The sequence below is a fragment of the Microbacterium caowuchunii genome, from assembly GCF_008727755.1.
In the GTDB taxonomy this organism is placed as follows: domain Bacteria; phylum Actinomycetota; class Actinomycetes; order Actinomycetales; family Microbacteriaceae; genus Microbacterium; species Microbacterium caowuchunii.
In genome coordinates this window covers 2,358,229-2,382,827 of record NZ_CP044231.1, presented here as the reverse complement: position 1 = coordinate 2,382,827, position 24,599 = coordinate 2,358,229, and the positions used below count along the sequence as shown (strand labels likewise).

At 67.2% G+C, this 24,599-nt stretch carries 21 protein-coding genes; 11 read left to right on the top strand and 10 right to left on the bottom strand.

Translation table 11 applies throughout. The features are described 5' to 3' along the window. The first annotated feature begins 36 nt into the window (after nt 1–36). Nucleotides 37–1,143, top strand: coding sequence for a glycosyltransferase (locus F6J84_RS11415; RefSeq protein WP_150973856.1), 1,107 nt, complete (start codon nt 37–39; stop codon nt 1,141–1,143). Here F6J84_RS11415 and F6J84_RS11410 read toward each other — a convergent pair. The 5 genes from F6J84_RS11410 to F6J84_RS11390 all read right to left on the bottom strand — a co-directional run bounded on the left by F6J84_RS11410 (nt 1,140) and on the right by F6J84_RS11390 (nt 6,183). After that, nucleotides 1,140–2,591 (bottom strand): hypothetical protein, encoded by a 1,452-nt coding sequence (locus tag F6J84_RS11410; RefSeq protein ID WP_150973854.1) that lies wholly within the window; start codon nt 2,589–2,591, stop codon nt 1,140–1,142. The genes F6J84_RS11415 and F6J84_RS11410 overlap by 4 nt on opposite strands. Nucleotides 2,592–2,644: 53 nt before the next feature. Then, nucleotides 2,645–3,370, bottom strand: a complete 726-nt coding sequence (locus tag F6J84_RS11405; RefSeq protein WP_420846157.1) for an ABC transporter ATP-binding protein — start codon at nt 3,368–3,370, stop codon at nt 2,645–2,647. 4 nt (nt 3,371–3,374) lie between these two features. Beyond that, the gene (locus F6J84_RS11400; protein WP_150973850.1) at nt 3,375–4,241 is read right to left on the bottom strand and encodes an ABC transporter permease; all 867 of its coding nucleotides are present in this window, start codon (nt 4,239–4,241) and stop codon (nt 3,375–3,377) included. Between the two features lie 111 nt (nt 4,242–4,352). After that, a complete protein-coding gene (locus tag F6J84_RS11395; RefSeq protein ID WP_150973848.1) occupies nt 4,353–5,273 on the bottom strand; it encodes a glycosyltransferase in 921 nt (306 codons plus the stop codon). A gap of 37 nt (nt 5,274–5,310) precedes the next feature. Next, on the bottom strand, nt 5,311–6,183 hold the full coding sequence (locus tag F6J84_RS11390) for a glycosyltransferase family 2 protein (RefSeq protein WP_150973846.1): 873 nt from the start codon (nt 6,181–6,183) through the stop codon (nt 5,311–5,313). Nucleotides 6,184–6,414: 231 nt separating this feature from the next. Here F6J84_RS11390 and F6J84_RS11385 point away from each other — a divergent pair, with 231 nt between their 5' ends. Genes F6J84_RS11385 through F6J84_RS11370 form a run of 4 tightly spaced genes read left to right on the top strand, consistent with a single transcriptional unit; the run spans nt 6,415 to nt 11,562 of the window. Further along, nucleotides 6,415–8,376 carry a DUF6541 family protein gene (locus F6J84_RS11385; protein WP_150973844.1) on the top strand — a complete coding sequence of 654 codons (1,962 nt, stop codon included), beginning with the start codon at nt 6,415–6,417 and terminating at the stop codon, nt 8,374–8,376. Further along, nucleotides 8,373–9,263, top strand: coding sequence for a glycosyltransferase family 2 protein (locus tag F6J84_RS11380; protein WP_150973842.1), 891 nt, complete (start codon nt 8,373–8,375; stop codon nt 9,261–9,263). Before F6J84_RS11385 ends, F6J84_RS11380 begins: the two co-directional genes overlap by 4 nt. Nucleotides 9,264–9,304: 41 nt before the next feature. Then, entirely contained in the window at nt 9,305–10,441 is a 1,137-nt protein-coding gene (locus tag F6J84_RS11375; protein ID WP_150973840.1) for an NAD-dependent epimerase/dehydratase family protein, read from the top strand. Then, a complete protein-coding gene (locus tag F6J84_RS11370; RefSeq protein ID WP_191905653.1) occupies nt 10,438–11,562 on the top strand; it encodes an acyltransferase family protein in 1,125 nt (374 codons plus the stop codon). Before F6J84_RS11375 ends, F6J84_RS11370 begins: the two co-directional genes overlap by 4 nt. A 1-nt stretch (nt 11,563) precedes the next feature. Here the strand turns inward: F6J84_RS11370 and F6J84_RS11365 are convergent, their stop codons facing one another. After that, complete coding sequence (locus F6J84_RS11365; protein ID WP_238702470.1) at nt 11,564–12,316, bottom strand: glycosyltransferase; 753 nt, start codon at nt 12,314–12,316, stop codon at nt 11,564–11,566. A gap of 59 nt (nt 12,317–12,375) precedes the next feature. Here F6J84_RS11365 and F6J84_RS11360 point away from each other — a divergent pair, with 59 nt between their 5' ends. Next, nucleotides 12,376–13,626 carry a lipopolysaccharide biosynthesis protein gene (locus F6J84_RS11360; protein ID WP_150973836.1) on the top strand — a complete coding sequence of 417 codons (1,251 nt, stop codon included), beginning with the start codon at nt 12,376–12,378 and terminating at the stop codon, nt 13,624–13,626. Here F6J84_RS11360 and F6J84_RS11355 read toward each other — a convergent pair. The 4 genes from F6J84_RS11355 to F6J84_RS11340 are packed head-to-tail and all read right to left on the bottom strand — an operon-like array spanning nt 13,598 to nt 17,792. Continuing rightward, nucleotides 13,598–14,524 carry a glycosyltransferase gene (locus tag F6J84_RS11355; RefSeq protein ID WP_191905652.1) on the bottom strand — a complete coding sequence of 309 codons (927 nt, stop codon included), beginning with the start codon at nt 14,522–14,524 and terminating at the stop codon, nt 13,598–13,600. The two genes, F6J84_RS11360 and F6J84_RS11355, sit on opposite strands and share 29 nt — an antisense overlap. Beyond that, nucleotides 14,521–14,925 carry a DUF2304 domain-containing protein gene (locus F6J84_RS11350; protein ID WP_150973832.1) on the bottom strand — a complete coding sequence of 135 codons (405 nt, stop codon included), beginning with the start codon at nt 14,923–14,925 and terminating at the stop codon, nt 14,521–14,523. Before F6J84_RS11350 ends, F6J84_RS11355 begins: the two co-directional genes overlap by 4 nt. Then, complete coding sequence (locus F6J84_RS11345; protein WP_150973830.1) at nt 14,922–15,668, bottom strand: glycosyltransferase family 2 protein; 747 nt, start codon at nt 15,666–15,668, stop codon at nt 14,922–14,924. Before F6J84_RS11345 ends, F6J84_RS11350 begins: the two co-directional genes overlap by 4 nt. Before the next feature lie 51 nt (nt 15,669–15,719). Beyond that, entirely contained in the window at nt 15,720–17,792 is a 2,073-nt protein-coding gene (locus F6J84_RS11340; RefSeq protein ID WP_150973828.1) for a hypothetical protein, read from the bottom strand. A gap of 124 nt (nt 17,793–17,916) precedes the next feature. On the opposite strand from F6J84_RS11340, the gene rfbA reads away from it, so the two are divergent. The 5 genes from rfbA (at nt 17,917) to glf (ending at nt 24,586) form a co-directional block, all read left to right on the top strand. Further along, on the top strand, nt 17,917–18,786 hold the full coding sequence (gene rfbA / locus F6J84_RS11335; RefSeq protein WP_150973826.1) for a glucose-1-phosphate thymidylyltransferase RfbA: 870 nt from the start codon (nt 17,917–17,919) through the stop codon (nt 18,784–18,786). Continuing rightward, nucleotides 18,786–19,784, top strand: coding sequence for a dTDP-glucose 4,6-dehydratase (gene rfbB, locus F6J84_RS11330; protein ID WP_150973824.1), 999 nt, complete (start codon nt 18,786–18,788; stop codon nt 19,782–19,784). The genes rfbA and rfbB overlap by 1 nt, the downstream gene beginning before the upstream one ends. After that, on the top strand, nt 19,784–21,193 hold the full coding sequence (locus F6J84_RS11325; RefSeq protein WP_150973822.1) for a sugar nucleotide-binding protein: 1,410 nt from the start codon (nt 19,784–19,786) through the stop codon (nt 21,191–21,193). Before rfbB ends, F6J84_RS11325 begins: the two co-directional genes overlap by 1 nt. A 79-nt stretch (nt 21,194–21,272) precedes the next feature. Further along, the gene (locus tag F6J84_RS11320) at nt 21,273–23,384 is read left to right on the top strand and encodes an acyltransferase family protein (protein WP_191905651.1); all 2,112 of its coding nucleotides are present in this window, start codon (nt 21,273–21,275) and stop codon (nt 23,382–23,384) included. A 65-nt stretch (nt 23,385–23,449) separates the two neighbouring features. Further along, the gene (glf, locus tag F6J84_RS11315; RefSeq protein WP_150973818.1) at nt 23,450–24,586 is read left to right on the top strand and encodes a UDP-galactopyranose mutase; all 1,137 of its coding nucleotides are present in this window, start codon (nt 23,450–23,452) and stop codon (nt 24,584–24,586) included. Nucleotides 24,587–24,599 lie beyond the last annotated feature (13 nt).

Below are 24,599 nucleotides of genomic sequence, written 5' to 3'. Positions count from 1 at the left end.
CAGGGCGGACGCACAGCTGCTGGCTAGGCTCGTGGTGTGACGGTCTCTCTGCGTGTCGTGCTGGACCAGCTGGTCGACGTCGTCGATCCCGATGTGGCGGAGGCCGGTACCCAGATCGTCCGTGCCCTCGTCGCCACAGCGCCCCGGGGATGCGATGTCACCGTGATCGTGCCCTCGGACGCGGTCGAGGCCGCGGCCGGTGTCGCCGACGTGTCGAGCGTGACCAGGGCGCCGTTCTCCCGGTCCCGGCTGGCGGGATCCTGGCAGCTGGGGGTGACCCCCGGCATCGGCGGCGGTCTGATCCACTCGCCGTCCCTGATGGCGCCCCTGGTGCGGCACGATCGGGTCAACGAGAACGACCAGACGGTCGTCACGTTGTGGGACCTGTGCGCGTGGGAGTCGCCGGAGCAGTTCTCGCGGGGGACCGTCGCGTGGAACCGGGCGATGCTCAAGCGAGCCGAGAGGCATGCGGATGCGGTGGTCGTGCCGGCCCACGCGATGATCGCCGGTCTCTCCGAGGCGGCCCCGAAGCTCCGCGGGCGGGTCAGGGTGATCTCCGGTGCGGCGCCGATCGGATTCTCCGTGCCCGCTGATGCCGTGGGGAGGCGACGTGACCTGGGCGTGCCCGACGAACTCATCGTGATCTCCGGCGCACGATGCGACGACGAGGCGCTGTCCGCCGGACTCGCCGCCGTGTCCGCGCTGAACGAGGAATACGCGGTCGTCGTGCTGGACGTGCCGGAGGGGCAGGAGCCGAAGGTCCAGGACCTCGCGGCCGCGGCGGGTCTCCGGGCGGAGATCGTGCATCCGCGGGCCGCGCTGCCGGCAGCCGATCGCGCAGCCGTACTCGATGCCGCCGTCGCGCTCGTGGCCCCGTCGTCGCTGACCGCCTTCCCGTGGCGGGTCGTCGAAGCGCTGACGCTCGGCCGGCCGGTGGTCGCCGCTGACTCCGCCGTGCACCAGGAGATCCTGCTCGACGGCGGGCTCGCCGTCCCTCCGGCAGGACTCGGGGAGGCGCTGGCGCAGACCCTGGCGTCCGACGATGCGCGCAACCGCGCGCATGTGCGTGCCATGGACCGCGGGCGGGCGTTCTCCTGGCGGGACCACGCAGACCGGGTGTGGGCGCTGCACGCCGAACTCTAGGAGGTTCGGCGGCGCTCCCCGGTCTCGATCTCGATCTGCACGCGGATGGCGTCGAGGATGCGTTCGGCCGCACCCGGTGCCCCGAAGAGCTCGCGCACGTTCTGCTCCTGCACATGGGCGAGCGGATCCGGTCCGACCAGAAGCGCCGATGCTTCCACCCGAGCGTGTGCGACGTCGGGGACAGCGTGGACGCCCCGGACGAGTCGCTCGCCGATCGGATTGAACGCGATGTGCTCCGCCCGCTCCAGGAACACCACGGGTGTCCCGGTGACCTGCGCCTCCGTCATCATGCTCGGCCCGTCGGTGACGAGGACATCGGTCGCCTTCAGGAGCGGCGCGTAGGCGGCGTCCGTCGTCGCAACGGTGTTCGGCAGCGCGTCCCACCGCGCACGCCAGGCTTCGTATCCGGCGAAGGAGAGCGCGCTCTCAGGTCGATGCAGCGTACCGAGGAGCAGAGGGTGGTGGGTGAACACGAAGTCGATGTCCGGCGCCTGTGCGGCCCACGCCAGCATGTCCTCGCAGACGTCAGGGAACGTGCCGAAGTCGTTCCATCCACTCAGGATCGAGTGGTGCGCCGACCAGAGGATCCGGCGACGGCGTTCGCCGTGCGCCGACTCCATCGGCCAGCGGGGCTCGGTGCGCCGCAGGGCGTCCGCCTTGGGGTGTCCGAGGGCGCGGAACTGCAGTCCGTGCAGCAACGATTCCTCGCGAGCGACGGCGAGGGCGAGATCGTTCGCGACGAACACCATCCAGGCCTGACGGTGGAGGGTCATGTCCACCGCGCTGTTCACGGGCGGGTCGCCCCACGGAACGTTGTGCGTCGGGTTCATGGTCTCGTAGGGGATGAGGCACAACCTGACCCCACCGAGTGCGGCCGGGGAGAAGGCGGTGTCGACGTCCGCGTCCCACTGGCCCTGCCTGAAGACCAGGTCCGGGTCGAGGGCGTCGATCATGGCCGGTGCGACCGACGCGTCGTCGCTGCGCAGCCGCAGATGCGGCACATCCGCCGCGGTGAGGAAATCGTGCACCGCTGTTTCCCCGCTGGCGATACCGGGCCCGGCGAAGAAATGGGGGATGGATACGACGACGGGTTCGAAATCCGGTGAGTCGCGCATGAGTTGCACGAGTTCTCCGTACGAGTCCCAGGCGGCGGGGTTGTGGATGAGGAAGACGGCGCGGGTCGGATAGCGTCGCAGGCCGGTGTGGCGGGCGGCGATCTGTGCCGCCCGCCTCGAGAGGGTGGTGTCCTGGCCGATGGTGTCCAGGCGTTCCGCGAGGGCTGCCATCTCGCTGCGCAGTTCTGCGGTGCGCTCGAGGAGAAGCCCGAGACCGTCCACTCTTTCGGCGATGACCGCGACTTCCCGCGACATGACTTCGACGCGATCGCCGAGTTCGCGGTATCGGGAGATGGCGTTCCGCACGCGCTGAACGGGACCGAAGGATACCATCCGTCGACTATATCGATTCTGTCGATGGCCCTGTCCGACGGGCGACGATGACGTCAGCGGCGCATCAGGGCCACGGCCTCGTCACTCGCGCCGTCGAACGCGACCTTGCCGTCACGGAGCAGGATTCCGCGGCTGCAGAGCTTGGAGACCATGTCCAGATCGTGGGACACGACCACGAGCGTCTTCCCGGCGTCATGGAGCTCGCGGATGCGAGCGAGGCATTTCTTCTGGAAGGGCTCGTCACCGACGGAGAGGATCTCGTCGATCAGCAGGATGTCGACCTCTGTGTGGATCGCCACGGAAAAGGCGAGGCGAAGGAACATCCCGGAGGAGTAGTGCTTGACCTCCGTGTCGATGAACTTCTCGATCTCGCTGAAAGCGACGATGTCGTCGTAGCGCGCCTCGGTCTCTGCCTTGCTCATCCCGAGGATGGCGGCGTTCAGGAAGATGTTCTCCCGCCCGGAGAGATCGGGGTGGAAGCCGGCTCCGACCTCGATGAGTCCGGCGACACGTCCACGGGTGAGGACGGTTCCCCGGTCGGGCTGGAGGACGCCCGAGAGGAGTTTGAGGGTGGTCGACTTGCCTGAGCCGTTGTACCCGAGGAGCGCCACGGACTCTCCTTCGCCGATGCCGAAGGAGATCCCGTCAAGGGCATGGAAGTCGGTGGTGAGTGGTTTCCGTCGCACAGCGGCGACGAACGTCTCCTTGATGGAGTGGGTGTGTCGCAGCTTGAAATCCTTGTGGACGTCCTCCACCAGGATTCGGGGAGTGCTGTGCACGGGGTCAGAGGTCTTGTGCAAAACGACCCTCCAATTTGCGGAAGACGGCCTGTCCGACGACGAGGAGGACCAAAGAAGTGCCCAGGGCGATGGCGGAGTACGTCCAGAGACCCGGCAGGACCTCGCCGTCGACGGGGCTCAGCGGGAACCACACGCCGTAATGGAAGAGTTCCACCGCGGGTGTGAGGGGGTTCAGCCGGTAGAGCACGAACAGCCATTCCGGCACGCTGTTCGCCACCATCTGCCACTGGTACATGACCGGGGACGCCCACACGGCGCACATGACGATGATTTCCACGAAGCTCTGCGCGTCGCGGAAGGTGACGTTGATCGCGCCGAAGAGCAGTCCCAAGCCCGTTGCGAGCACGGAGATGATGAAGAGCGCCAAACCGATCGCGGCGATGTGCAGGAAGGTGGGAGACCATCCGAAGAAGAGCGTGATCACGAGCACCACGATGATCTGAGGGATGGTGTTGACCGCGGCGATCAACATGCTCGAAACCGGGAACATCTCACGCGGAAGGTAGATCTTCTTGATGAGCGCAGCGTTGTCCACGAGCGATCGCGTTCCGTTGGAGAACGCCTCGTTGAAGAACGTGACGATGGTGATCCCCGCGAGCAGGTAGATCGGGAAGAACTCGACACGCTCATTCATCCCGAGGAAGTAGCCGATGGCCACGTAGAACACGGCGAACTGCACGAGCGGCTTCACATAGGACCACAGCCAGCCGAGGACCGATCCGCGATAGCGGATCTGGACTTCCTTGCGCACGATCAGCGAGAGCAGATACCGGCGGCGGAAGACATCCAGCAGGCCGACGTTGCGCCCGGGCGCTTCCAGCACCGCGGTGTCCCTGGTGTTCAGGCGCATAGCATTCCTCCGGGCATCGGCCATGCCCGGTCAGGGCGGTCCAATTCTAGGTGCTTGAGGCCGAGGGCAGTGCGTCCCACGACCAGAGCGAGGTGTCGACGGGCGCGGGGTCTATCGGGCGATCCCGGCGGCGGGGGCCACCCGCTCTGCTTGCGGGTTGAACCTGATCGCGGCGAGCAGCCGTCCGGTGATCCGCCGTCGCAGTCGCCACGGTACGCGGCCCCGGTGCATGAGGATCTCGGTGCGGGCGAAGAACCGCAGGTACGACAGAAGCGACTCGTGGTGCAGATGGTATGACGCCTCGTTCCGGGCACCGTACGCGAACTTCCAGATGTTCTGATCGTCGATCTTCGAGAAGTCCCCTGAGACGTTCGTGGGGGTGTCGTGGATCACTTTGCTGTCGAGGATGCACACGCCGGGGCCGATCCCGGCGCCGGCCATCCTCGCGTATGCCGCGTCGTCGAACCAGATGAAGTACTCGCGCAGGGGGAGGCCGATCCGTTCGACGGTCTCCCGGGTGTAGAGGGCCGAGACGAAGGAACAGGTCTGGACGAAGACCGCCCGGTGCCCCTGCGCCCAGAGGCCTGCCCACTTCCAATCGGGGGCCGCGATGTTCATCTCGGCGAGCACGTTGTGGTCGAAATACACGAGCGAACAGGCGAAGGGTACGCCGCCGGGGGTCGCCTCCATCGCGGCGGCATGCCCCGAGACGAGCTGTTCGAGTGCGTCCGCTTCCGGATAGCAGTCGTCGTCCATCAGCCAGAACAGGTCCGCACCGAGCTCATAGGCGCGCTTCATCCCTGTGGCGAACCCGCCTGCCCCGCCGGTGTTCTCTTCGAGGCGGGTGAGGTCGAGTGTCGCGTCGTTGATGGTCTCCGCAGCGAGGAACTCCTTCGTCCCGTCGGTGGATGCGTTGTCGACCACGACGATCCACTCCGGCGGCGTGGTCTGGGCTCGTAGACGCTCGAGCACGGTCTTGAGTTTCTCGAGGCGGTTGTAGGTCACGACGACCGCGGCTACGCGCTGGGACAAGCTGGAGCCCTTTCTGGGTGGGGATGGCGGACGGTGTTCAGCGGCGGCGGCGGCGGCGGCCGAGCCGGAGCTTGCCGGCCATTCGCGCCAGCGCGCGGCGTGCGGTCTGCTGGACGGAGTAATAGCGGGCGGTCTCCTCGATGTACTTGGAGAGGTAGAGCAGCCCGCCGATGCCGTTCCGGTCGATGTATTCCTGGAGCGCCTTGTCCCGGACCATGCGGTCGAACTGCATGTGGTCGAGGCTCTCGCCGAAGACGCTGTTCGAGGTCGACCCGGTGGCGTGCGGGCGCTGATGCCAGAAGGCGAGGGGGGTCTCTCCGACGAAAAGCACGCGGCCGTGGCGTACGAGACGCAGGTTGAACTCCCAGTCGCCCACGGCGCGGAGGGCGGGGTCGTACCAGCCGATCTCGTCGTACACGCGCCGTCTTACGAGCAGAGATATGGGCACGACGCGGTTGGTCTGCAGCAGATCGTAGATGGTGACCATCTCGCCCGGCGGAACGAAGGGCGTGCGCCCGAGTTCGACCTCGCGGTCTCCATCGAGGCGTTCGTAGACGATTTCGGTACGCGCTGCGGCCGCTACGGCTTCCTGGTCAGCGTCGAGCGCCTGGACCATACGCTCCAGGAAATCCGCGGCCCAGGTGTCATCGTCATCGTGCACCACGACGAATTCACCCGTGGCTGCCTGGGCGCCGAGGTTCGCCGCGGCTTCCATGGAGCCGGTCCCACCTTCGACGTGGATGACGTCGATGCGTCCCCGGAACGCCTCCTGCCGTTGGGCGACGAGTTCGTCCACCGGCATCCGGGCGCCGCCGTCGTTCACGACGATGAGGCGCCAGTCGGGTAACGTCTGGGCGAGGACGTCGTCGAGTGCACGCCGGAGCAACTGCGCCCGGTTTCGCGTGCGCATCACAATGCTCACTCGTTCGGAATACTCGGACACTCGATCCAACCTCAGGTGGGGATATCAGAACGCCCGCCGCAGCGGAGCATGGACATCCACTCTATCCGCTCCCCTGGGATCAACCTGATAGACCCTGTGTGCGCCGGTAGGCCTCCCGGGCGGGCGTCCAGCCCACCCCCGGTAGACTCTCCCGTCGATCGTCGTCCGCGCCCCGACGATCGCAGGGAGACGACACGCATGACTTGGCTCGACCTCGGGGTCGCGATCGCCGCGACTGCAGCGATCATCCTGATTCCCGGGCTGGGATTGGCGGCCCTGCTCGGGCTGCGCGGACTATGGGCCTGGGGGATGGCCGCCCCCTTCGGCCTGACGGTCGTCGTTCTGGCGTCCCTCGTCGCGCCGATGCTGGCACTGCCGTGGGGGCTTCTCCCCGTCGTCGCCGTCTTCGTCGTCATCGGGGGAGGGATCGCAGCGAGCCGTGCGCTCACCGGCGGGTTCCGGCGCCGTCCACTACACCGATCGGCAGGCAGAGACTGGCCGACCATCGCGGCCCTGATCCTTGCGGCGGGCATTCTGATGGTCCAGCTCGGTCAGGTCATCCAGGCGCCCGGCAACATCTCGCAGACGTTCGACAACATCTTCCACCTGAACGGCATCCGTTACGCGCTGGACACCGCCAACGCCTCTCCTCTGCACCTCGGGTCGATGACCTCCGAGAGCGGGGGCGTCTGGTTCTATCCGTCTGCGTGGCATGCGGTCGCATCGCTCGTGGTGCAGATCACGGGTGTCGACATCGCGGTGGCCTCGAACGGCCTCGTGTTCTTCTCGGCCTGCCTCCTGTGGCCCGCGGGCACGGTTCTCCTCACCCGTACTCTCTTCGGCAGTGGGACGGCGCTGATGCTGTCGGCGGGGGTGTTCGCCGCGGCGCTTCCCGCCATGCCGCTCCTCCCGCTGGACTACGGCGTCCTGTACCCGTTCGCGCTGGGCCTGTCTGTTGTTCCTGCGGCGCTGGCGGCCGTTCTCGCGCTCCTTCGCATCGGCGTGGTCTCCGTGCCTCGGGGCGTCACCTGGATATGGGTGATCGCCGTGCTGGGCTCGCTTCCGGCCCTGGCCATCGCCCACCCGGGCGCCTTCATGGCGTGGCTGGTGCTCGCCTCGATCGCCGTGCTCATCGGATTCGTCATGTACCTCCGCTCGGCACCGCGCAAGCGTCCGCTCATCCTCGCGTCGGGCGGCTTCCTCGCTTACGTGGGGGCCGCGCTCCTCGCATGGCGGGTGCTGAAGCCCCCGGTGGACGCTCGCACCTGGCCGCCCACGCTCACCCTGGGACAGGGCGTGGGGGAAGCGATGACGCTCTCGTACTGGGGTGGTGCGATCCCGGTGATCGCGGTGGCGGCGCTCGTCGCCGGGCTGGTGGTGTGCGTCCGTCGTCGAACGACGGCCGACGTGTGGGCCATCACGGCGTTCGCATCGACGTCGCTCCTGTACATCGCAGCAGTCTCCCTGCCCTGGCCGACTCTGCGCGATCTGCTCACCGCATCCTGGTACAACAACGCCCCGCGCCTGGCGGCCATCGTCCCGATCGTGGTCGTGCCGCTCGCAGCCCTCGGCGCGGCGGCGGTGTGGTCGCGGGTGCGGGTGCGGATCGATCGTGCCGTGAAGGCCGGCGACGCACGCGGCCGGGTCCGGCGATCGATCGGGGTGGGCCTGCTCGTCCTCCTGGTTGCCGGCACACAGATGGGAGCCGTCGCTCAGGCCGTCGAGAAGGCAGCGGCCGGGTACGCTCTGACCGCGGATTCGGCTCTCGTCTCCGAGGACGAGATGGCGCTGCTTCGTCGGCTGCCGGACGAGGTCCCGGAAGACGCCGTCATCGCGGGAAGCCCGTGGACCGGGGCCGGTCTCGCCTACGCGCTCAGCGGACGGCAGGTCTTGATGCCGCACACGCTCATGGACATCGACGAGGAGACAGCCCTGATCAACGATCGACTGGACGAGGCCACGACGGCACCGGAGGTGTGCACGGCGGTCCAGGTCAAGGACGTGGAGTACGTGCTCGACTTCGGATCCCGCGAGGTGCACGGTGCGGAGCACCCCTATCCGGGGTTCGATGATCTCGCCGCCTCCGGCGCGGTGGAAGTGGTCGACTCCGAAGGAGCCGCCGTGCTCTACCGGGTCATCGCGTGCGGAGCCGACCGATGACGCGCGTGGACGTGGTGGTCCCGTTCTGGGGCGATCCCGAGCTGCTGTACCTGACGGTGGACTCGGTGCGCGCGCAGTCACGGGGAGACTGGCGCTTGACCGTGATCGACGACTGCTACCCGGACGAGGGTGTGGCAGCGCATTTCGCGACCATCGATGACGAGCGGATCCACTACGTCCGCAACGCCCGGAACCTCGGCATCACGGAGAACTACCGGGAGGCGATCCGCCGGACCGAGTCCGACTACCTCACGATCCTGGGGTGCGACGATCTCCTCCACCCGAACTATCTCGACGTCATCCATGCGACCATCGCGGCCACGCCGGAGGTGGATGTCATCCAGCCGGGCGTCCAGGTCATCGACGGGGACGGACGCCCGATCCTGCCCTTGGTGGACAGGGTGAAGCAGCGCCTGCTCGCGCCACGGGGCCCGGGGATCACCACGCTTCGCGGCGAGCAGATGGCCACGTCGCTCATCCGCGGGGATTGGCTCTACTGGCCGTCCTTGACCTTCCGCACCGAGACGCTCAAGCGGATCGACTTCCGGGAAGGGCTGCCCATCATCCAGGACCTCGCGCTCCTGATGGACGTCGCCTTCGAAGGGGGATCGCTGGCGTACAACCCCGAGATCGCCTTCTCCTACCGCCGACACGGGGGGAGCGCGTCCCAGAAAACACTGCTGGACGGTCGGCGTTTCCGGGACGAGCGCACCTACTATGCGCAGGCGCGCGAACTCGCGTGGCGTCAGGGGTGGCGTCGGACCGCACGGGTGGCGCGTCGCCGATCCATGTCGCGCCTGCACGCGGTCACCGAGCTCCCGGGGGTCATCCGGCACGGAAGCCGCGCGGGCATAGAATCGACGTTGGCGCACATCTTCGCCCTGTAGCCCCGCATACGGGTTGCCATTCGATCCAGGAGCCACTCGCCATGTCCGATCACGTGCTCATCACCGGCGGTGCCGGATTCATCGGCACGCGTCTTGCCCGACGGTTCGTCGAGGCGGGCCACACCGTCACCGTGCTCGACGCGCTCATCCCGCAGGTGCACGGAGCGCACCCGGAGACCACCTCTCCTCTCCTGCGCTCGCTGGACGGTGTCGCCACGGTGGTGAAGGGGTCCGTCACATCGACGGACGACCTGCGGACCGCGCTGGCGGACGCCAACATCGTCGTGCACCTGGCAGCCGAGACGGGAACGGGCCAGTCGATGTACGAGATCGACCGCTACACCCACACGAACGTCGGCGGTACCGCGAAACTGCTGGACCTCCTCGCCAACGAACCGCACTCCGTGCGCCGGGTCGTGGTCGCATCCTCCCGTTCCATCTACGGCGAGGGGGCATACCGGAAACCCGACGGGACGGTGGTGTATCCGTCGCACCGGACGGACGCCGATATGGCAGCCGGCGATTTCGACGTCCACATGCCGGAGGAACGCAACCTCACCCTCATCCCCACCGACGAGAGCGCGACGCTGCATCCTTCTTCCGTGTACGGGATCACGAAGCAGATGCAGGAGGCGCTCGTCATGACCGTGGCGCCCACCCTCGGTATCGAGCCGGTATCGATGCGCTACCAGAACGTGTACGGCCCCGGACAGTCGTTGAAGAACCCGTACACCGGCATCCTGTCCATCTTCTCCACCCTCATCCGGCAGGGGAAGGAGATCAACATCTTCGAGGACGGCCTCGAGAGCCGTGACTTCGTCTTCATCGACGATGTCGTCGAAGCCACCTTCCTCGGCGCGACCCACCCGGATGCAGCCGGACGGGTCTTCAACGTGGGCTCGGGGGTCGCGACGACGGTGAACGAAGTCGTGGCCGGCCTGTTCCAGGCATTCGGCACATCGGTACCCACCCGGATCTCGGGCAACTATCGTCTGGGCGACATCCGTCACAACGTGGCGGACACGACCCGGATGCGTCAGGTGCTGGGCTTCACGCCCTCGGTCTCGTTCGAGGACGGCCTCGCCCGGTTCGCGCAGTGGGTGCTGACCGAGCCCGTGGAGGGCGACAGCTACCAGCGCTCCCTGGACGAGATGTCCTCGCGGAACCTACTGAAGTGACGCTGCCGGCGCCGTTTCGCGGTACGCCTTACCCGTACCGCCACAACAGCCTGAACCTGTTCCGGCTCGTGCTGGCGGCTCTGGTGCTGTTCGCGCACGCCTGGTACATCGCCGGGCGGGGGGCGGGGCCATCGATCCAAGGCGAGAACCTCGGGGGGTGGGCGGTCGCGGGCTTCTTCGTGCTCAGCGGATTCCTCATCACGCGCAGCCGGTTGCGCACGTCGCCCGGCGAATACCTGCTGCATCGCATCGCCCGCATCTATCCGGCTTTCGTCGTCGTGCTGCTGGTGACGGCCTTCGTCTTCGCGCCGGCGGCGCTCCTGATCGAACAGGGCTCCCTCGACGGTTTCCTGAGCACCCCGGTCACCCCGCTCCAGTACGTCTGGGGCAATCTCGCGCTGCACATCGACCACTACGACATCGGCACGACCCTGCAGAGCGTCCCCTACGCGGGCGCCTGGAACGGTTCGCTCTGGACGCTGTTCTACGAGTTCCTGTGTTACCTCCTGGTATGGGTCTTGGGGTTCCTCGCGCTCTTCCGCCGCTCGCCTGTGCTGGTGGGTATCGCCTTCGTCGCGAGCGTCGCGGTGTACGCCGGCATCGACGTCGCGCACAGGCTCGGACTGGACACCAGCTTCGATCTGCTGGCGCGGCTCGCCCCCTTCTTCCTCGGCGGCTCGCTGATCTACTTCATCGTGGAGCGGTGGGGTATCAACCGCATCCTCGGCCTGGTCGCCCTGCTGGTGACCGTGGCCATGATCTGGCTGATCCCCCGGTGGGGAGGCCAGGCGGCCGCGCCTTTCCTGGCATACGGACTGCTGTCGTTGTCGACGTGGATACCCCAGCCGGCGTGGGTCGCGCGCAATGACGTCTCCTACGGGTTCTACATCTACGCCTGGCCCGTGCAACAGCTGACTGTGCTGATCGGTGGCGCGGAGATGAGCATGTGGGTGTACATCCCCGTGACCGTCGTCGTCACGTTCGCCCTCGCCTGGCTGAGCTGGGTGGCGGTCGAACGCCCCGCCATGCGTCTGGTCCGCCCCCAGAGCGCAGGCGCCCTGAGCGCATCCGTGACGCCTCCGGACCCTGTCGGTCCACCGAGCGGAATGAAGGCCGCCTAGTTCAGGACACCCGGTCGCGCCGCCGGAGCGCCTCCCGCCACAGCCGGACCAGCATCCAGCGCGAGGCCAGTGCACGACGCACTCCGCGCGGCCGCGACGATGATGCGTTGGTGTCGTGGATCCGACGGCGAACGGTCGTCTCCTCGACATGGCGCATCCGCCCCGTGACGTTACCCACGGTCGCGATCCACAGGTCGTGCGACTCGGTGAGGTAATCCGGGAAGGGCAGGATCGCGGCGAGGAGATCCCGTCGGATCGCCATCGCGCATCCGAAATAGGGCGCCATGCCCGCGAGGATCCGCACCTCGTTGCGAAGGCGGTGGTCGGAGGTCGCGTCGCGGAGCCGCCATGCCCGTCCGCTCAGCGGCGACGGAAGCGGCGAGTCCGAACCCAGCAGGGAGAGATTCGACGCGGCGATTCCGTCGCGCCGCGCAGCCTCTGCCAAGATGTCGCGGCGGCCGGGGACCCATTCGTCGTCCTGATCGGCCAGGAGAAGGACATCACCCGCGGCCGCCCGGATCGCCGCCTCGAACGTGCGCACGTAGCCGCGGTTCTCCTCCTGCCGGATCAGCCGGATGCGGGGGTCGCCGATGCGTTCCACGATCTCCGCCGTCTCGTCGGTGCTGGCGTCGTCGACCACGACGACGTCGTCACCGGATGCGAGGTCGTCCAGGATCGAACGCAATTGGTGCTCCACGTACGCGGACCCGTTGTACGTCGCCATGCAGACGGTGACGGTGACACGCTCGCTCACTCGGCCTCGACCCTTCGATGCGAATATTCCGTCCGCATCAGCCCGTACAATTGCTTCCGATGCGGTCGCTCATGCTCAGGCTCGCGGGGTTCACGGGAGCGCCGATCCTTTCGGCTCTCGCCCCGTTCATCATACTTCCCGTCATCTCGCGGGTCGTGGGTGTCGACGGGTGGGCGAACTTCTCTGCGGGGCAGTCCATCGGCCTGCTCGGCATGGTCGGCGTCCTCTTCGGCTGGAGCATCGCGGGTCCCGTCCGCGTGGCGCGAGCGACCACAGTCGAGGAACGAGCGGTCATCCTCCACGAGAGCCTTCGATCGCGGCTACTGACGGCGCTCATCGCGGTCCCCGCGGCAGGCGTGGCCACCTTCATCGTGTCCGGCCCGTCCTTCCGATGGGAGTCCGTGGCAGTGGCCGTCGCGACGACGCTCGGAGGCCTGACGCCCGCCTGGTTCTGCATCGGACAGGGCAACCCCCGGGGCCTCATGCTCTTCGACGCACTGCCGAAACTGGCCGCATCCCTGGTGGCCCTCCCTCTGGTCGGGCTGACCGGGCACGTGATGTGGTATCCCGTGCTCCTGCTCGCTTTCACCGTGCCCGCCTTCGCCATCCACGCTGCGCTGACCGCACATGCGGGTGCCAGGGGGAACGCGCCGCCGAGGCGTGTGGTCACGGTATTGCGGGCCCTCGTTCCCACGGCGGCCATCGACGCGACCGGCAATGCCTACGGCGCGACGGCCATCCCCATCGCGACGGCGGGACTGAGCGCTCCCGATGCCAGCTCCTTCGCCTCGGCGGACCGCGCGTACCGGGTTGCGATCATGGCCGTCATCGCGTTCGGCAACGCGTTCCAGGCATGGGTCCTGGATCCCAGAGTCCGCGACACCGCACGGCGGCACCGACTGGCGATCATCGCTCAGACGGGGCTCGGCGCCGTCGGGGGGCTCGGCATCGCTCTTCTGGGGCCGTGGGCCACCGGGCTCCTTTTCGGTGATGCCGTATCCGCGGAACCCTTGCCCAGCGTGCTGTTCGGGGTCGCCTTCTTCTTCCTGTCCACAGCGACGCCACTGATCCGGAACATCCTGATCCCGGCGGGTCGGTACCGGACCGTCTTCGCGGCGACGATTGCTGCGGCCGCGGTCGGAATCTCCACGATGGTGCTGGGCTCCACGCTCGGATCCCCGTCGATCGTCGCGCTCGGGGTGGCGGCCTCGGAAGCCACCGCGTTCTTCGTGCTCCTCATCCCCGCACGCAAGGCGCTGGCTGCGACGTCGGCGCCTGACGTCACTCCGACGGGGCCGCAGCCCAGCTGATCTTCGAGGCGAGGGTTCGTATTGCGGCAGGCATCGGCCCCATCCTCATCCTGCGCGCGTCGGATACGGCGGCGGAATAGACGGCCCACAGGGACCTGCGGGGACGTGCCAAGGCCAGCGCGTTCACGAAATGCACCACTTCGAGAAGCGTGTCGCGCAGGATCCATGCCGCGTGGCTCCGCCAATACGTGCGGTTGAGGACGATGCGATTGCGCACGCGGTAGTAGTAGCGGAAGGGGGTGCTGAGCGTGACGAGCGGGGGCAGTCCCGGCAGTGGGATCGGACGCCGGTATCGCCGCCCCAACGAGTGGCCCATGCGCAGTCCGGGAGCGGCGACGGTGGGCAGTCCGGCCGCAGCGCAACGCATCTCGAACTCCGTGTCGACGAGGTCGATGAAGAAGTCCTCGCGCATGACACCGACCGTGTCGAAGACGTCGGCGGCGAGCAGCATGCCGGACTGGATGGCGTGGCGACCGATGAGCGTCCCGTCCGCAGCACGGTGATGCACCTGACTCACGTCGGCGAAATACTCCGGGACGACGGGCCCGGGGATGCGGCCGGACCGGACGGCGGCGTCATGAGCGTCCAGGAGGGAATCGATGAAGTCCCGCCCCGGTACGGAATCCTGGTCGAACGTCACGACGAAGTCGGCGTCGGCGGCCGTCGCAGCGCGGATGCCGGCGTTCAGCGCCGCCGCGATTCCGGAGTTCTCACCCATCCGGAGGACGGTCGCCCCGTGCTCCTCGGCCCGCCGGAGTGTCGCTTCGGAAGTCGGCCCGCTCCCGTCGTCCACGACGATCACGGACGTGACCTGGGGGCGCAACGATTCGATGACGTCGAGAACCGCCGGGGTCGGACGGTATGCGGTGATGATCGCCGTGACCCGCGGACGACTCACGCCGATGTCTCGTCCGGGCTGGGCACGTCGCTGGCCCGGCGGTTGGCCAGCAGGTCGTCGATGCGCGCATCGAGTCGTTCGATCTCGCTGCGGGAGATCGCCGCTTCTTCCGCCACCCGTCGGATCTCTTCCTCAGCCTGGGAGAGCTCCCATGACAGGTGGAGGGCGACGCCGAGGAGCAGAACGATCGCCAGCGAGAAGAGCAGGTTCGCGGGGACCTGGACGCCGAGGGTCTGGGTCAGCCACAGCAGAAGCTGGGGGAAGAGACCCAGGACGAGAACCGCGAGCCCGATGACGAGCCACATGACGGCGTACTTCTCGCGCAGCTTCCTAGCCAGCAGCATCCAGACGACGATGACGAGGATGAGGACAGCCAGTGCGATTCCCACTGCGACGATCATGCGGCGGACTCCGACTCGGCGCTGGGTTGGATGTGGCGGGGACGACGCATCACCGCGAGGCTCAGCGCGAACACAGCACGCAGCAGGTACACGGTGGCGCCGAACGTTCCCTGCGTCGAGGTGCCGTGCATCCGCGCGCGCATCGCCACGGGAACCTGGGTGACGGTCAGCCCCGCATGACATGCCGCGACGAGGGAATCGAGAGTGTCTCCGAAGTACTCCGCCGGGTAGTAGCGCACGTACTGATCGATCGCTCGCTGCCCGGCCGCTCGGAAGCCGCTGGTGGCGTCCGTCAACCGGGTCTTGGAGACGCGCGACATGACCTTGGCGAGGAAGATCATCGCCCAGCGGCGTGGTCCGCGCACGCTGTAGTCCCCGACATCCGCGAAACGTGCGCCGATGGAGATGTCCGCGTGGTCGAGTCCGGCGAGCACCAGCTGGATGTCGGCCGGGTTGTGCTGTCCGTCGGCATCCACCTGGATGGCGCGGCGATAACCGTGGCGCTGGGCGTATGTGAATCCGGTGCGCATCGCGCCCCCGACCCCGAGATTGAACGGAAGGGTGATCACCGTGGCTCCCGCGTCCCGCGCGACATCACGGGTGCCGTCCGTCGACCCGTCGTCGATCACCGCCACATCGTAGTTGCTGCTCGCCGCACGAATCTCCCGCAAGGTGGTGCCGACATTGCGGGCTTCGTTCCATGCGGGAACGATGACCAGAACACGATCAGGCGCTACCGTCATAGTTCCCCGATCCTACCAAGAGCTCGCCCCGGCCCTTCGCCGCCGGACCGGTCAACCGATGGGGGTGCCCATCGGGTAGCTCTGCAGGAAGGCGGAATCGAGGGTCTCGATGCGGGGCACCTGGCCGTTGCCGAGGGAGACGAGCGTCGCGTAGCTCTGCACGTGGTGCAGTTGACCTCCGCTGAACTGGTAGACCTCCGGCGTTCCCCGGAACTGTACGACGGACTTCTCCGCGAGCAGGGGTGCACCGCGTCCGATGAAATCAGCCGTCCCGCGGGACCACCTGATCAGTGCGAGCGGGCGAGGGCCGTTCAGGGACATGAGCTGCTCGTAGGTGCGGACGTGACGGAGTTTTCCGCCTTCCACCGTGAAGACGTCGCCGCTGCCCTGAGGCTGCACGAAAAGGGGAGCGGTCATGGTGGATGCGGAGGTTCGCCATGCGGCGCACTGGGCGTCCGACAGGGCGGTGGAGGCGAGCCCACCCGTGTCCGCTCCGACCGGCATGAGGGTCCCGCCCACGGCGAGATACCGCTTCGAGCCGCACGTCACGCCGAGGGTGAGCGACGACGGGGCGACCGTGTTGCGGGCGAGCGCCTCATCCGGCACCACCCGGTAGGTGGTCGCGCCGAACTCGGCGGCGAGTTCGAAGCTCGGGATGTGGATCAGCGGCTCCGTCGGCGTGACGAGCAGCACGTCTCCGGAGGACGCGCCCCTGACGAGTGTGTTCGGCGCGAACAGCGTCGCTCCCGCGGGCAGCGCCTGCGCGGCATCCGTGCGCATCGTGGCGACGTACCCGGGCGTATTCCGGGTCGCCCACTGCCACGCACTGCCGTCGTAGATGTGGCGTCGCGCTCCGGACTCGATGGCGAAGACCTCGGGCGCATTGCCGGAACGGATGAAGGGGCCGACCTCCGCGCCGGTGCTGAAGGCATCGATCAGCCGGGACTCGAGGTTCACGAACGACTCGAACGGGTATCCGAACAGCGCCACCTGCTCGACGGACGCGAAGCGGTGCTTCGTGCCGTCGCCTTCCAGGAGGTAGAGGGTGCCGCTGCGCGGATCGTGCACGTAGCGACCGGCTGCTTTCCCGGTCGGAAGGTCATCGACATAGCGCGTCGACACGGAGCTGATCCGCCCGAGGCGGGACTGCAGGACCAGAAGGTCGTCGTAGGAGGTGATGTGGTGCTTGGTGCCGTTCGAGATCAGATAGACCTCGGGCCGGCCGGCGGCCTGCACCACAGCGCTCTGCTTACCCTGGGTGCTGCCGAACCAGTCCGTGAAGAGCTGGTAGAAGTTGCGGTTCCCGTAGGAGGAGCAGGAGTCACCTTCTCCATACCCTGCCCGCAGCGCCGCCGCGTTCGGCTGGTAGGGCGTGTAGTAGTACAGCGCGGACGTGGCCTTGTTCTCGACGTACACGGGGGAGGTGCCGCACGATGCGTTGGGGTGGTAGCGGATGTTCCACGTACGACCCGGGGCGTAGTACGTGAAGTACCGGCCCTCGATGTAGATCTGGAGCTGACGGGCGGCACCGTACACCTGGTTGAAGAAGCCGTAGTACCGCGTGTCGCACGCCGCCGTGTCGGGGCAGCCCTGGCCCATGGCGATCGTGTACCGCCAGTCGGAGGGCCATGTGTGCGTGATCAGTCCCTGCTCCTTCTCGAGCATGACCAGCAGCACCTGAGGGTTGATGCCGCACGCTCGCGCGACCTTGTAGACGATCCGCGCCGCCGACTCCGATCCTTCACCCGAGTAGCCGGAGCAGTAGGCATCCGCGGGGCGCGTCGTGGTGGCCTGACGGAAATCCTTCAGGCAGACGTAACCGGACTGGCATCTGGCCACCTTCTGACGCAGGAAGGAGTCGATCTGCGCCTCCGTCATCGAGGCGGAGTCGAAGAAGGGTTGGTCGGCGATGATGTTGCCGGGACGGAAGAGAGACAGGTCGGCTGAGGGGCGCACCGAGGCCGTCGTCGTGTCGGCCGTTACCGTGGTTGCCGACGACGACGTTGACGTCGCGGCGGCCGGAGACGCTGCGACCCAGCTGAGGAAGCCCATCGTCATGCTCAGCGCCGCGAACACCGCCAGAAGACGGAGCGAACGGCTGACGGGCGCAGATCGAGGACTCACGTGATCATTGTGACGGAAGCGACGGGTAGATACCACCGTTGCCCTTGCGACGCGCTGATAACACGCTGACAGTGTCCTGAGGTGGCTCCCGGGAATGCTGCCGCCGGTGTGACACGATTGAGTAGTGAAAGGCATCATCCTCGCCGGTGGATCGGGCACGCGGCTGCACCCCATCACGCTGGGCGTCTCCAAGCAGCTGATCCCTGTCTACGACAAGCCCATGGTCTACTACCCGCTGTCGACGTTGATGTTGGCGGGCATCCGGGACATCCTCGTTATCACCACACCCCACGACGCGCCGTTCTTCGAGCGCTTGTTGGGCGATGGATCCCAGTTCGGTGTCTCGCTGACCTTCGCGCAGCAGGCGTCCCCCGACGGACTGGCGCAGGCGTTCACGATCGGAGCCGACTTCATCGGCGACGACAGCGTCGCGCTGGTGCTCGGGGACAATCTGCTCTACGGTCCCGGTCTGGGCACGCAGTTGAAGCGCTATCGGAACGTCGAGGGCGGCGCGGTGTTCGCCTACTGGGTGGCCGAACCGAGTGCATACGGTGTCGTCGAGTTCGACGCGGACGGCCGTGCGGTCTCGCTCGAGGAGAAGCCCGCGGAGCCGAAGAGCAACTTCGCCGTCCCGGGGCTCTACTTCTATGACAACCATGTCGTCGACATCGCTCGCTCACTCGCTCCGAGTGCTCGGGGCGAGTACGAGATCACAGACGTGAACCGCGTCTACCTCGATCGCGGCGAGCTCCATGTGGAGGTCCTTCCGCGCGGCACCGCGTGGTTGGACACCGGCACGTTCGATCAGATGACGGATGCCGCCGATTACGTCCGCACGATGGAGCGGCGTACCGGGCTGCGCATCGGGGTGCCCGAGGAAGTGGCCTGGCGGCAGGGATTCCTGGACGACGATCAGTTGCGCGAGCGGGCGGAGAAGCTCCTCAAGTCGGGGTACGGGACGTATCTTCTCGAGATCCTGGAAAGAGGTCGTTGATGTCGAAGCTGCTCGTCACCGGTGGGGCCGGGTTCATCGGCTCGAACTTCGTCCACCACGTCGTGGGACACACCGATCACCACGTCACGGTGCTGGACGCGTTGACATACGCCGGTAACCGCGACTCGCTCGCTGGCCTGCCGGAGAACCGGGTGGCCTTCGTGAAGGGCGACATCACCGACGCGCCGCTCGTCGACGATCTGTTCGGGGACGTCGACGCGGTGGTGCACTTCGCAGCCGAGTCCCACAATGACAATTCGCTGGACAACCCGCGCCCGTTCCTCGACACGAACATCGTCGGCACGTACACGCTCCTCGAAGCGGCGCGTCGGCATGAGCGGCGGTTCCACCACATCTCGACCGATGAGGTGTACGGCGACCTCGAGCTCGACGACCCGGAGCGGTTCACGGAGGCGACCCCGTACAACCCTTCTTCGCCCTACTCGTCCACCAAGGCGGGCAGCGATCTTCTGGTCCGTGCGTGGGTCCGTTCCTTCGGCGTGCAAGCGACGATCTCGAACTGCTCGAACAACTACGGTCCGTACCAGCACGTCGAGAAGTTCATCCCCCGTCAGATCACGAACGTCATCCGGGGGATCCGGCCGAAGCTGTACGGCAAGGGGGAGAACGTGCGGGACTGGATCCACGCCGACGACCACTCGTCCGCCGTGCTGACCATCCTCGAGAAGGGGGTCATCGGCGAGACCTACCTCATCGGTGCCGACGGCGAGAAGAACAACAAAGAGGTCGTGGAGCTCATCCTCGAACTCATGGGCCAGCCACGCGACGCGTACGACCATGTGACAGACCGGGCCGGACACGACCTTCGATATGCGATCGACTCCACCAAGCTGCGTACCGAGCTCGGTTGGCTCCCCGCCTACGGCGACTTCGAGTCGGGTCTGGCCGCAACGATCCAGTGGTACCGCGACAACGAGTCGTGGTGGGCGCCGGCGAAGGATGCCACCGAGGCGTTCTACGCATCGAAAGGACAGTAGTGGTCGAGTTCGGCAAGGCGCTCTCCGTGGTCGAGACCCCCATCCCTGGGCTCGTCGTCTTCGAGCTGCCCGTGCACGGAGATGCCCGTGGCTGGTTCAAGGAGAACTGGCAGCGGGAGAAGATGACTGCGCTGGGTCTGCCGGATTTCGGACCCGTCCAGAACAACATCTCCTTCAACGACACCGCGGGCACGACGCGCGGCATCCATGCGGAGCCCTGGGACAAGTGGGTCTCCGTGGCGACGGGGCGGATCTTCGGAGCCTGGGTCGACCTGCGTGAAGGGCCCACCTTCGGTGCCGTGTTCACCACTGAACTCGACCCGTCCCGGGCCATCTTCGTGCCGCGCGGGGTGGGGAACTCTTACCAGACCCTCGAGCCGGACACCGCCTACACGTACCTGGTGAACGATCACTGGTCACCGGATGCCTCCTACTCCTTCCTGAACCTCGCGGACGAGACGGTCGCGATCGATTGGCCCATCCCGTTGGCCGACGTCCAGATCTCGCCCAAGGATCTCGCACACCCGCGATTGGCGGATGTCACGCCGATCGCGCCGAAGAAGGTCCTCGTGCTGGGCGCCGGCGGCCAACTCGGACTGGCGCTCCGGGCGGAGCTGGGCGATGCCCCGCACATCGAGTACGCGACGCGCGCGGAGATCGACCTCGCCACCGACGACCTCAGGACGGCTCGCCGGTGGCGCGATTACGACACGATCATCAACGCCGCCGCGTATACGGCGGTCGACGCAGCCGAGACCGTGGAGGGACGGCGGGTCGCATGGGCCTCGAACGTCACGGCCGTCACATCCCTGGCGGCCATCGCCGCCGAGAGCGGCATCACCCTCGTCCATGTCTCCAGTGATTACGTGTTCGACGGCACGTCTCCGGGAGCGTACTCCGAGGACGCGCCACTGTGCCCCCTCGGTGTCTACGGGCAGACGAAGGCCGCAGGGGACGCCGTCGTCGGCGCGCTGCCGAGGCACTACATCATCCGGACGTCGTGGGTCATCGGAGAGGGAGGGAACTTCGTCCGCACCATGGCTTCGCTGGCCGAGCGTGGCGTCGACCCGAAGGTCGTGGACGACCAGGTCGGCCGCCTGACCTTCACCACGGACATCGCCCGCGCCATCCGCCATCTCCTGTCGTCCCGCGCCCCGTACGGGACCTACAACGTGACCGGCGCGGGAGACCCCGCCTCATGGGCGGACATCTCCCGGGCGGTCTTCGCCTTGACGGGTCACGATCCCCAGCGCGTCACAGGGGTCTCGACGGAGGAGTACTACGCCACGGCCGCCGGCCCGGTCGCGCCGCGGCCGCGCAACAGCGTCCTCGACCTCTCGAAGATCGAGGCCACGGGGTGGCGCGTTCCGGTGGCTTCCGTGTCCCTCGCGGAATACCTCGCGGGCTGAGCTCGCCGTAGATCGACCCCACGCCCGTGCTCCTTCCCTGCGACCGTCCTCGGCCCGCGTCCTCAGAAGGCCTGACCCCGTGAGCGAGCGGCTGGCAGCGCCTCTCGTCCCGGCGCGCACACGATCGACCCGATTCCGTACGGACATCCAGGCGCTTCGTGCCCTCGCGATCGGCGCCGTGCTGGTCAATCACCTCTGGCCGACGCGGCTCCCCGGGGGATACGTGGGCGTGGACGTGTTCTTCGTGATCTCGGGGTTCCTGATCACCAGCCATCTCTTCGGTGAGGTCGCCCGAACCGGACGCGTCCGGCTGGGAGCGTTCTACGCCCGGCGCATCAGACGTCTGCTGCCTGCGGCACTCCTGGTGCTGTCCGCCTCCGCGGTCCTCGTCGCGCTCTTCCTGCCCTACCCGCGGTGGGAACGCAACGCGATGGAGATCGCCGCGAGTGCGGCGTACGTGGAGAACTGGTTCCTGGCGTCCATGTCGGTGAACTACTCGGCGCTGAACGACTCGGCGAGCGTCGCGCAGCACTACTGGTCGCTGTCCGTCGAGGAGCAGTTCTACCTGATCTGGCCGGTGCTGATGCTCGCTGCGGTGTTCCTCGGTGCACGGTTCTCCCGCGCCTCGTCAGCGCGACGGAGGGTGCTGGTCGCGCTGGTGATCGTCGGCGTGCTCTCCTTCGCCTCGAGCCTGCTCTTCACCGATGCGTCACCGAACCAGGCCTACTTCGTGACGTTCACAAGGGCGTGGGAGTTCGCCGCCGGTGCGCTGGTGGCCCTCACCACGCATCGGCTCGTCCTCAGCCGGGGATGGGCCAACGCGACGACCGCTCTGGGATCAGCGGCGATCCTCGTGGTCCTCTTCGCATTCGATGATCAGACCCCGTTCCCCGGAGCAGCCGCTCTCGTGCCGGTGATCGCCACGGCGGCGATCATCGCCGCCGGGCGGACCGATCGGCTGTGGCACACGCCGCTGACGGCGAGCGCGCCTGTGCAGTGGTTGGGCGGCGTGTCCTATTCGCTCTATCTCTGGCACTGGCCCCTCATCGTGATAGCGCCTTTCGTCGTGATGGCGGAAGCGTCCACGGCGATGAAGATCGGCATCCTGGTCGTATCCCTGCTGCTGGCCTGGGGCACCAAAACCCTGGTGGAGGACCCTGGCCAGCGGTGGCGCATGTGGTCGATGTCTGTGCGCCGAGCGGTCGGGGGGATGATCGCCGGCATAGCCATCGTGGCGGTGGCCGCCGGCGGGTTGTGGGCCGGGTCCTCCGCGCAGGCGTCGGCGGATTCGCTCGCTGCGCCTCTTCCCACCGGCTCGTGCGTCGGACCGGATGCGATGCTGGACCCTGCGACCTGCGGGGACCGTTTCGGTCCCGCGGAGTCGGTCGTCATGACGCGCAAGAACGAGTACTTCGCTACGCCGCCCGAGTGCGGCCCGCATCTGGACATCCTGGCGTACGGCGACAAGAGGACGACGGTGGAATGCGATTTCTCCGGGGGCGCCGTGGACGCGACGGAGGTGTGGCTCGTGGGGGACTCGCACGCACAGCAGTGGCAGGGCGCAATCCTCGACATCGCACGAGAGAACGGATGGAAGCTCACCACCAGCTACTACGGTGGTTGCCCTGCTGCCGATGTGGCCTTCAGGGGCTTCCGAACGGAGTGGGGCCAGGCCGACATCGACGGATGCATCCGCTGGTCCCGTGATCTCTCCGACGCGATCGTGGCGGCCGGACCGGCGCTCGTGTTCACGTCGATGGCTGCGCGGCACCATCTGGTCGACGACGGCAGCGGCCGATCGCACGCGGATCAGATGGCCGACGGACTCGTGGCGGACTGGACCCGCTGGACCGAATCCGGGACCGAGGTCGTCGTGATCGCGGATTCGCCCTTCAACGGGGAGGTCCGCGACCCGGACTGCGTCCTTCTCCACGCGGCCGACCCGGTGGCCTGTGCCGTTCCGCGCAGCGAGGCGCAACCCGCAGACCCTCTGGTTCTTGCGGTAGGACGTGCGGATGACCCACGCATCCGGAGCGTCGATCTCACGGACCGCTTCTGCGACGGGGAGCTCTGCTACGCGGTCATCGGCGGCGTGCCCGTGTATTACGACGCCGATCATCTGAACCTGCAGTACGTCCGGATGCTCGCCCCCGCCATCGGCGAGGCCTGGGCGCGCGGACCGTCCCAGTAGAATCCCAGTGGCCGCCCCCGCGGCCGCGTGCCCGTCAACAAGCGAAACGGAACGAAACGCCACTCATGGATCTCCTCATCGTCGGCTCCGGATTCTTCGGCCTCACGATCGCCGAACGGGCCGCGGCGTCCGGTCGCAAGGTCACGGTCATCGACCGCCGCGATCACATCGGTGGGAACGCCTACAGCGAGGACGAGCCGGAGACCGGCATCGAGGTCCACCGCTACGGCGCGCACCTCTTCCACACGTCGAACCCCGCCGTGTGGGAGTACGTCAACCGCTTCACGACGTTCACGGACTACGTCCACCGCGTCTACACGAACCACAAGGGCGTCGTCTTCCCGCTGCCGATCAACCTCGGCACGATCAACCAGTTCTTCAACGCCGCCTACTCGCCCAGCGAAGCGCGCGCGCTCATCCACGAGCAGGCCGGCGAATTCGACGTCAAGGACGCCGCGAACCTGGAGGAGAAGGGCATCGCGCTCATCGGCCGGCCCCTTTACGAGGCGTTCATCCGCGATTACACCGCGAAGCAGTGGCAGACCGACCCCACCGAACTCCCGGCCGAGATCATCAGTCGGCTCCCCGTGCGGTACACCTACGACAACCGCTACTTCAACGACACGTGGGAGGGGCTTCCCACGGACGGTTACACGGCGTGGATCGAGCGCATGGCGGACCACCCCAACATCGAGGTGAAGCTGGGCGTCGATTACTTCGACGACACGCAGCCGCTGAACAAGACCGCCACCGTCGGACAGGTGCCCGTCGTCTACACGGGGCCGGTCGATCGCTACTTCGATTACGCCGAGGGTGCGCTGTCCTGGCGCACACTCGACTTCGAGCGCGAGGTGCTGCCGGTGGGTGACTTCCAGGGCACGAGCGTGATGAACTACGCCGACGCGGACGTCCCGTACACCCGCATCCACGAGTTCCGGCACTTCCACCCGGAGCGAGCGGACCGTTACCCGACCGACAAGACGGTCATCATGCGCGAGTTCTCCCGGTTCGCCGAGCGCGAGGACGAGCCGTACTACCCGGTGAACACCCCCGAGGACCGCGCCGGTCTGCTCTCCTACCGCGAACTCGCCAAGGGTGAGAAGGACGTCTACTTCGGCGGCCGCCTCGGCACCTATCAGTACCTCGACATGCACATGGCCATCGGCTCGGCGCTCTCGATGTGGAACAACCAGCTCGCCTGAGCCGGGTCCTCTC

Coding starts and splice junctions, on each gene's coding strand:
- rfbB (WP_150973824.1), top strand. CDS start 18,786: ATGTCGAAGCTGCTCGTCACCGGTGGGGCCGGGTTCATCGGCTCGAAC.
- F6J84_RS11345 (WP_150973830.1), bottom strand. CDS start 15,668: ATGACGGTAGCGCCTGATCGTGTTCTGGTCATCGTTCCCGCATGGAAC.
- glf (WP_150973818.1), top strand. CDS start 23,450: ATGGATCTCCTCATCGTCGGCTCCGGATTCTTCGGCCTCACGATCGCC.
- F6J84_RS11350 (WP_150973832.1), bottom strand. CDS start 14,925: ATGATCGTCGCAGTGGGAATCGCACTGGCTGTCCTCATCCTCGTCATC.
- F6J84_RS11410 (WP_150973854.1), bottom strand. CDS start 2,591: ATGGTATCCTTCGGTCCCGTTCAGCGCGTGCGGAACGCCATCTCCCGA.
- F6J84_RS11400 (WP_150973850.1), bottom strand. CDS start 4,241: ATGCGCCTGAACACCAGGGACACCGCGGTGCTGGAAGCGCCCGGGCGC.
- F6J84_RS11375 (WP_150973840.1), top strand. CDS start 9,305: ATGTCCGATCACGTGCTCATCACCGGCGGTGCCGGATTCATCGGCACG.
- F6J84_RS11390 (WP_150973846.1), bottom strand. CDS start 6,183: ATGCGCACGCGAAACCGGGCGCAGTTGCTCCGGCGTGCACTCGACGAC.
- F6J84_RS11380 (WP_150973842.1), top strand. CDS start 8,373: ATGACGCGCGTGGACGTGGTGGTCCCGTTCTGGGGCGATCCCGAGCTG.
- F6J84_RS11385 (WP_150973844.1), top strand. CDS start 6,415: ATGACTTGGCTCGACCTCGGGGTCGCGATCGCCGCGACTGCAGCGATC.
- F6J84_RS11360 (WP_150973836.1), top strand. CDS start 12,376: ATGCGGTCGCTCATGCTCAGGCTCGCGGGGTTCACGGGAGCGCCGATC.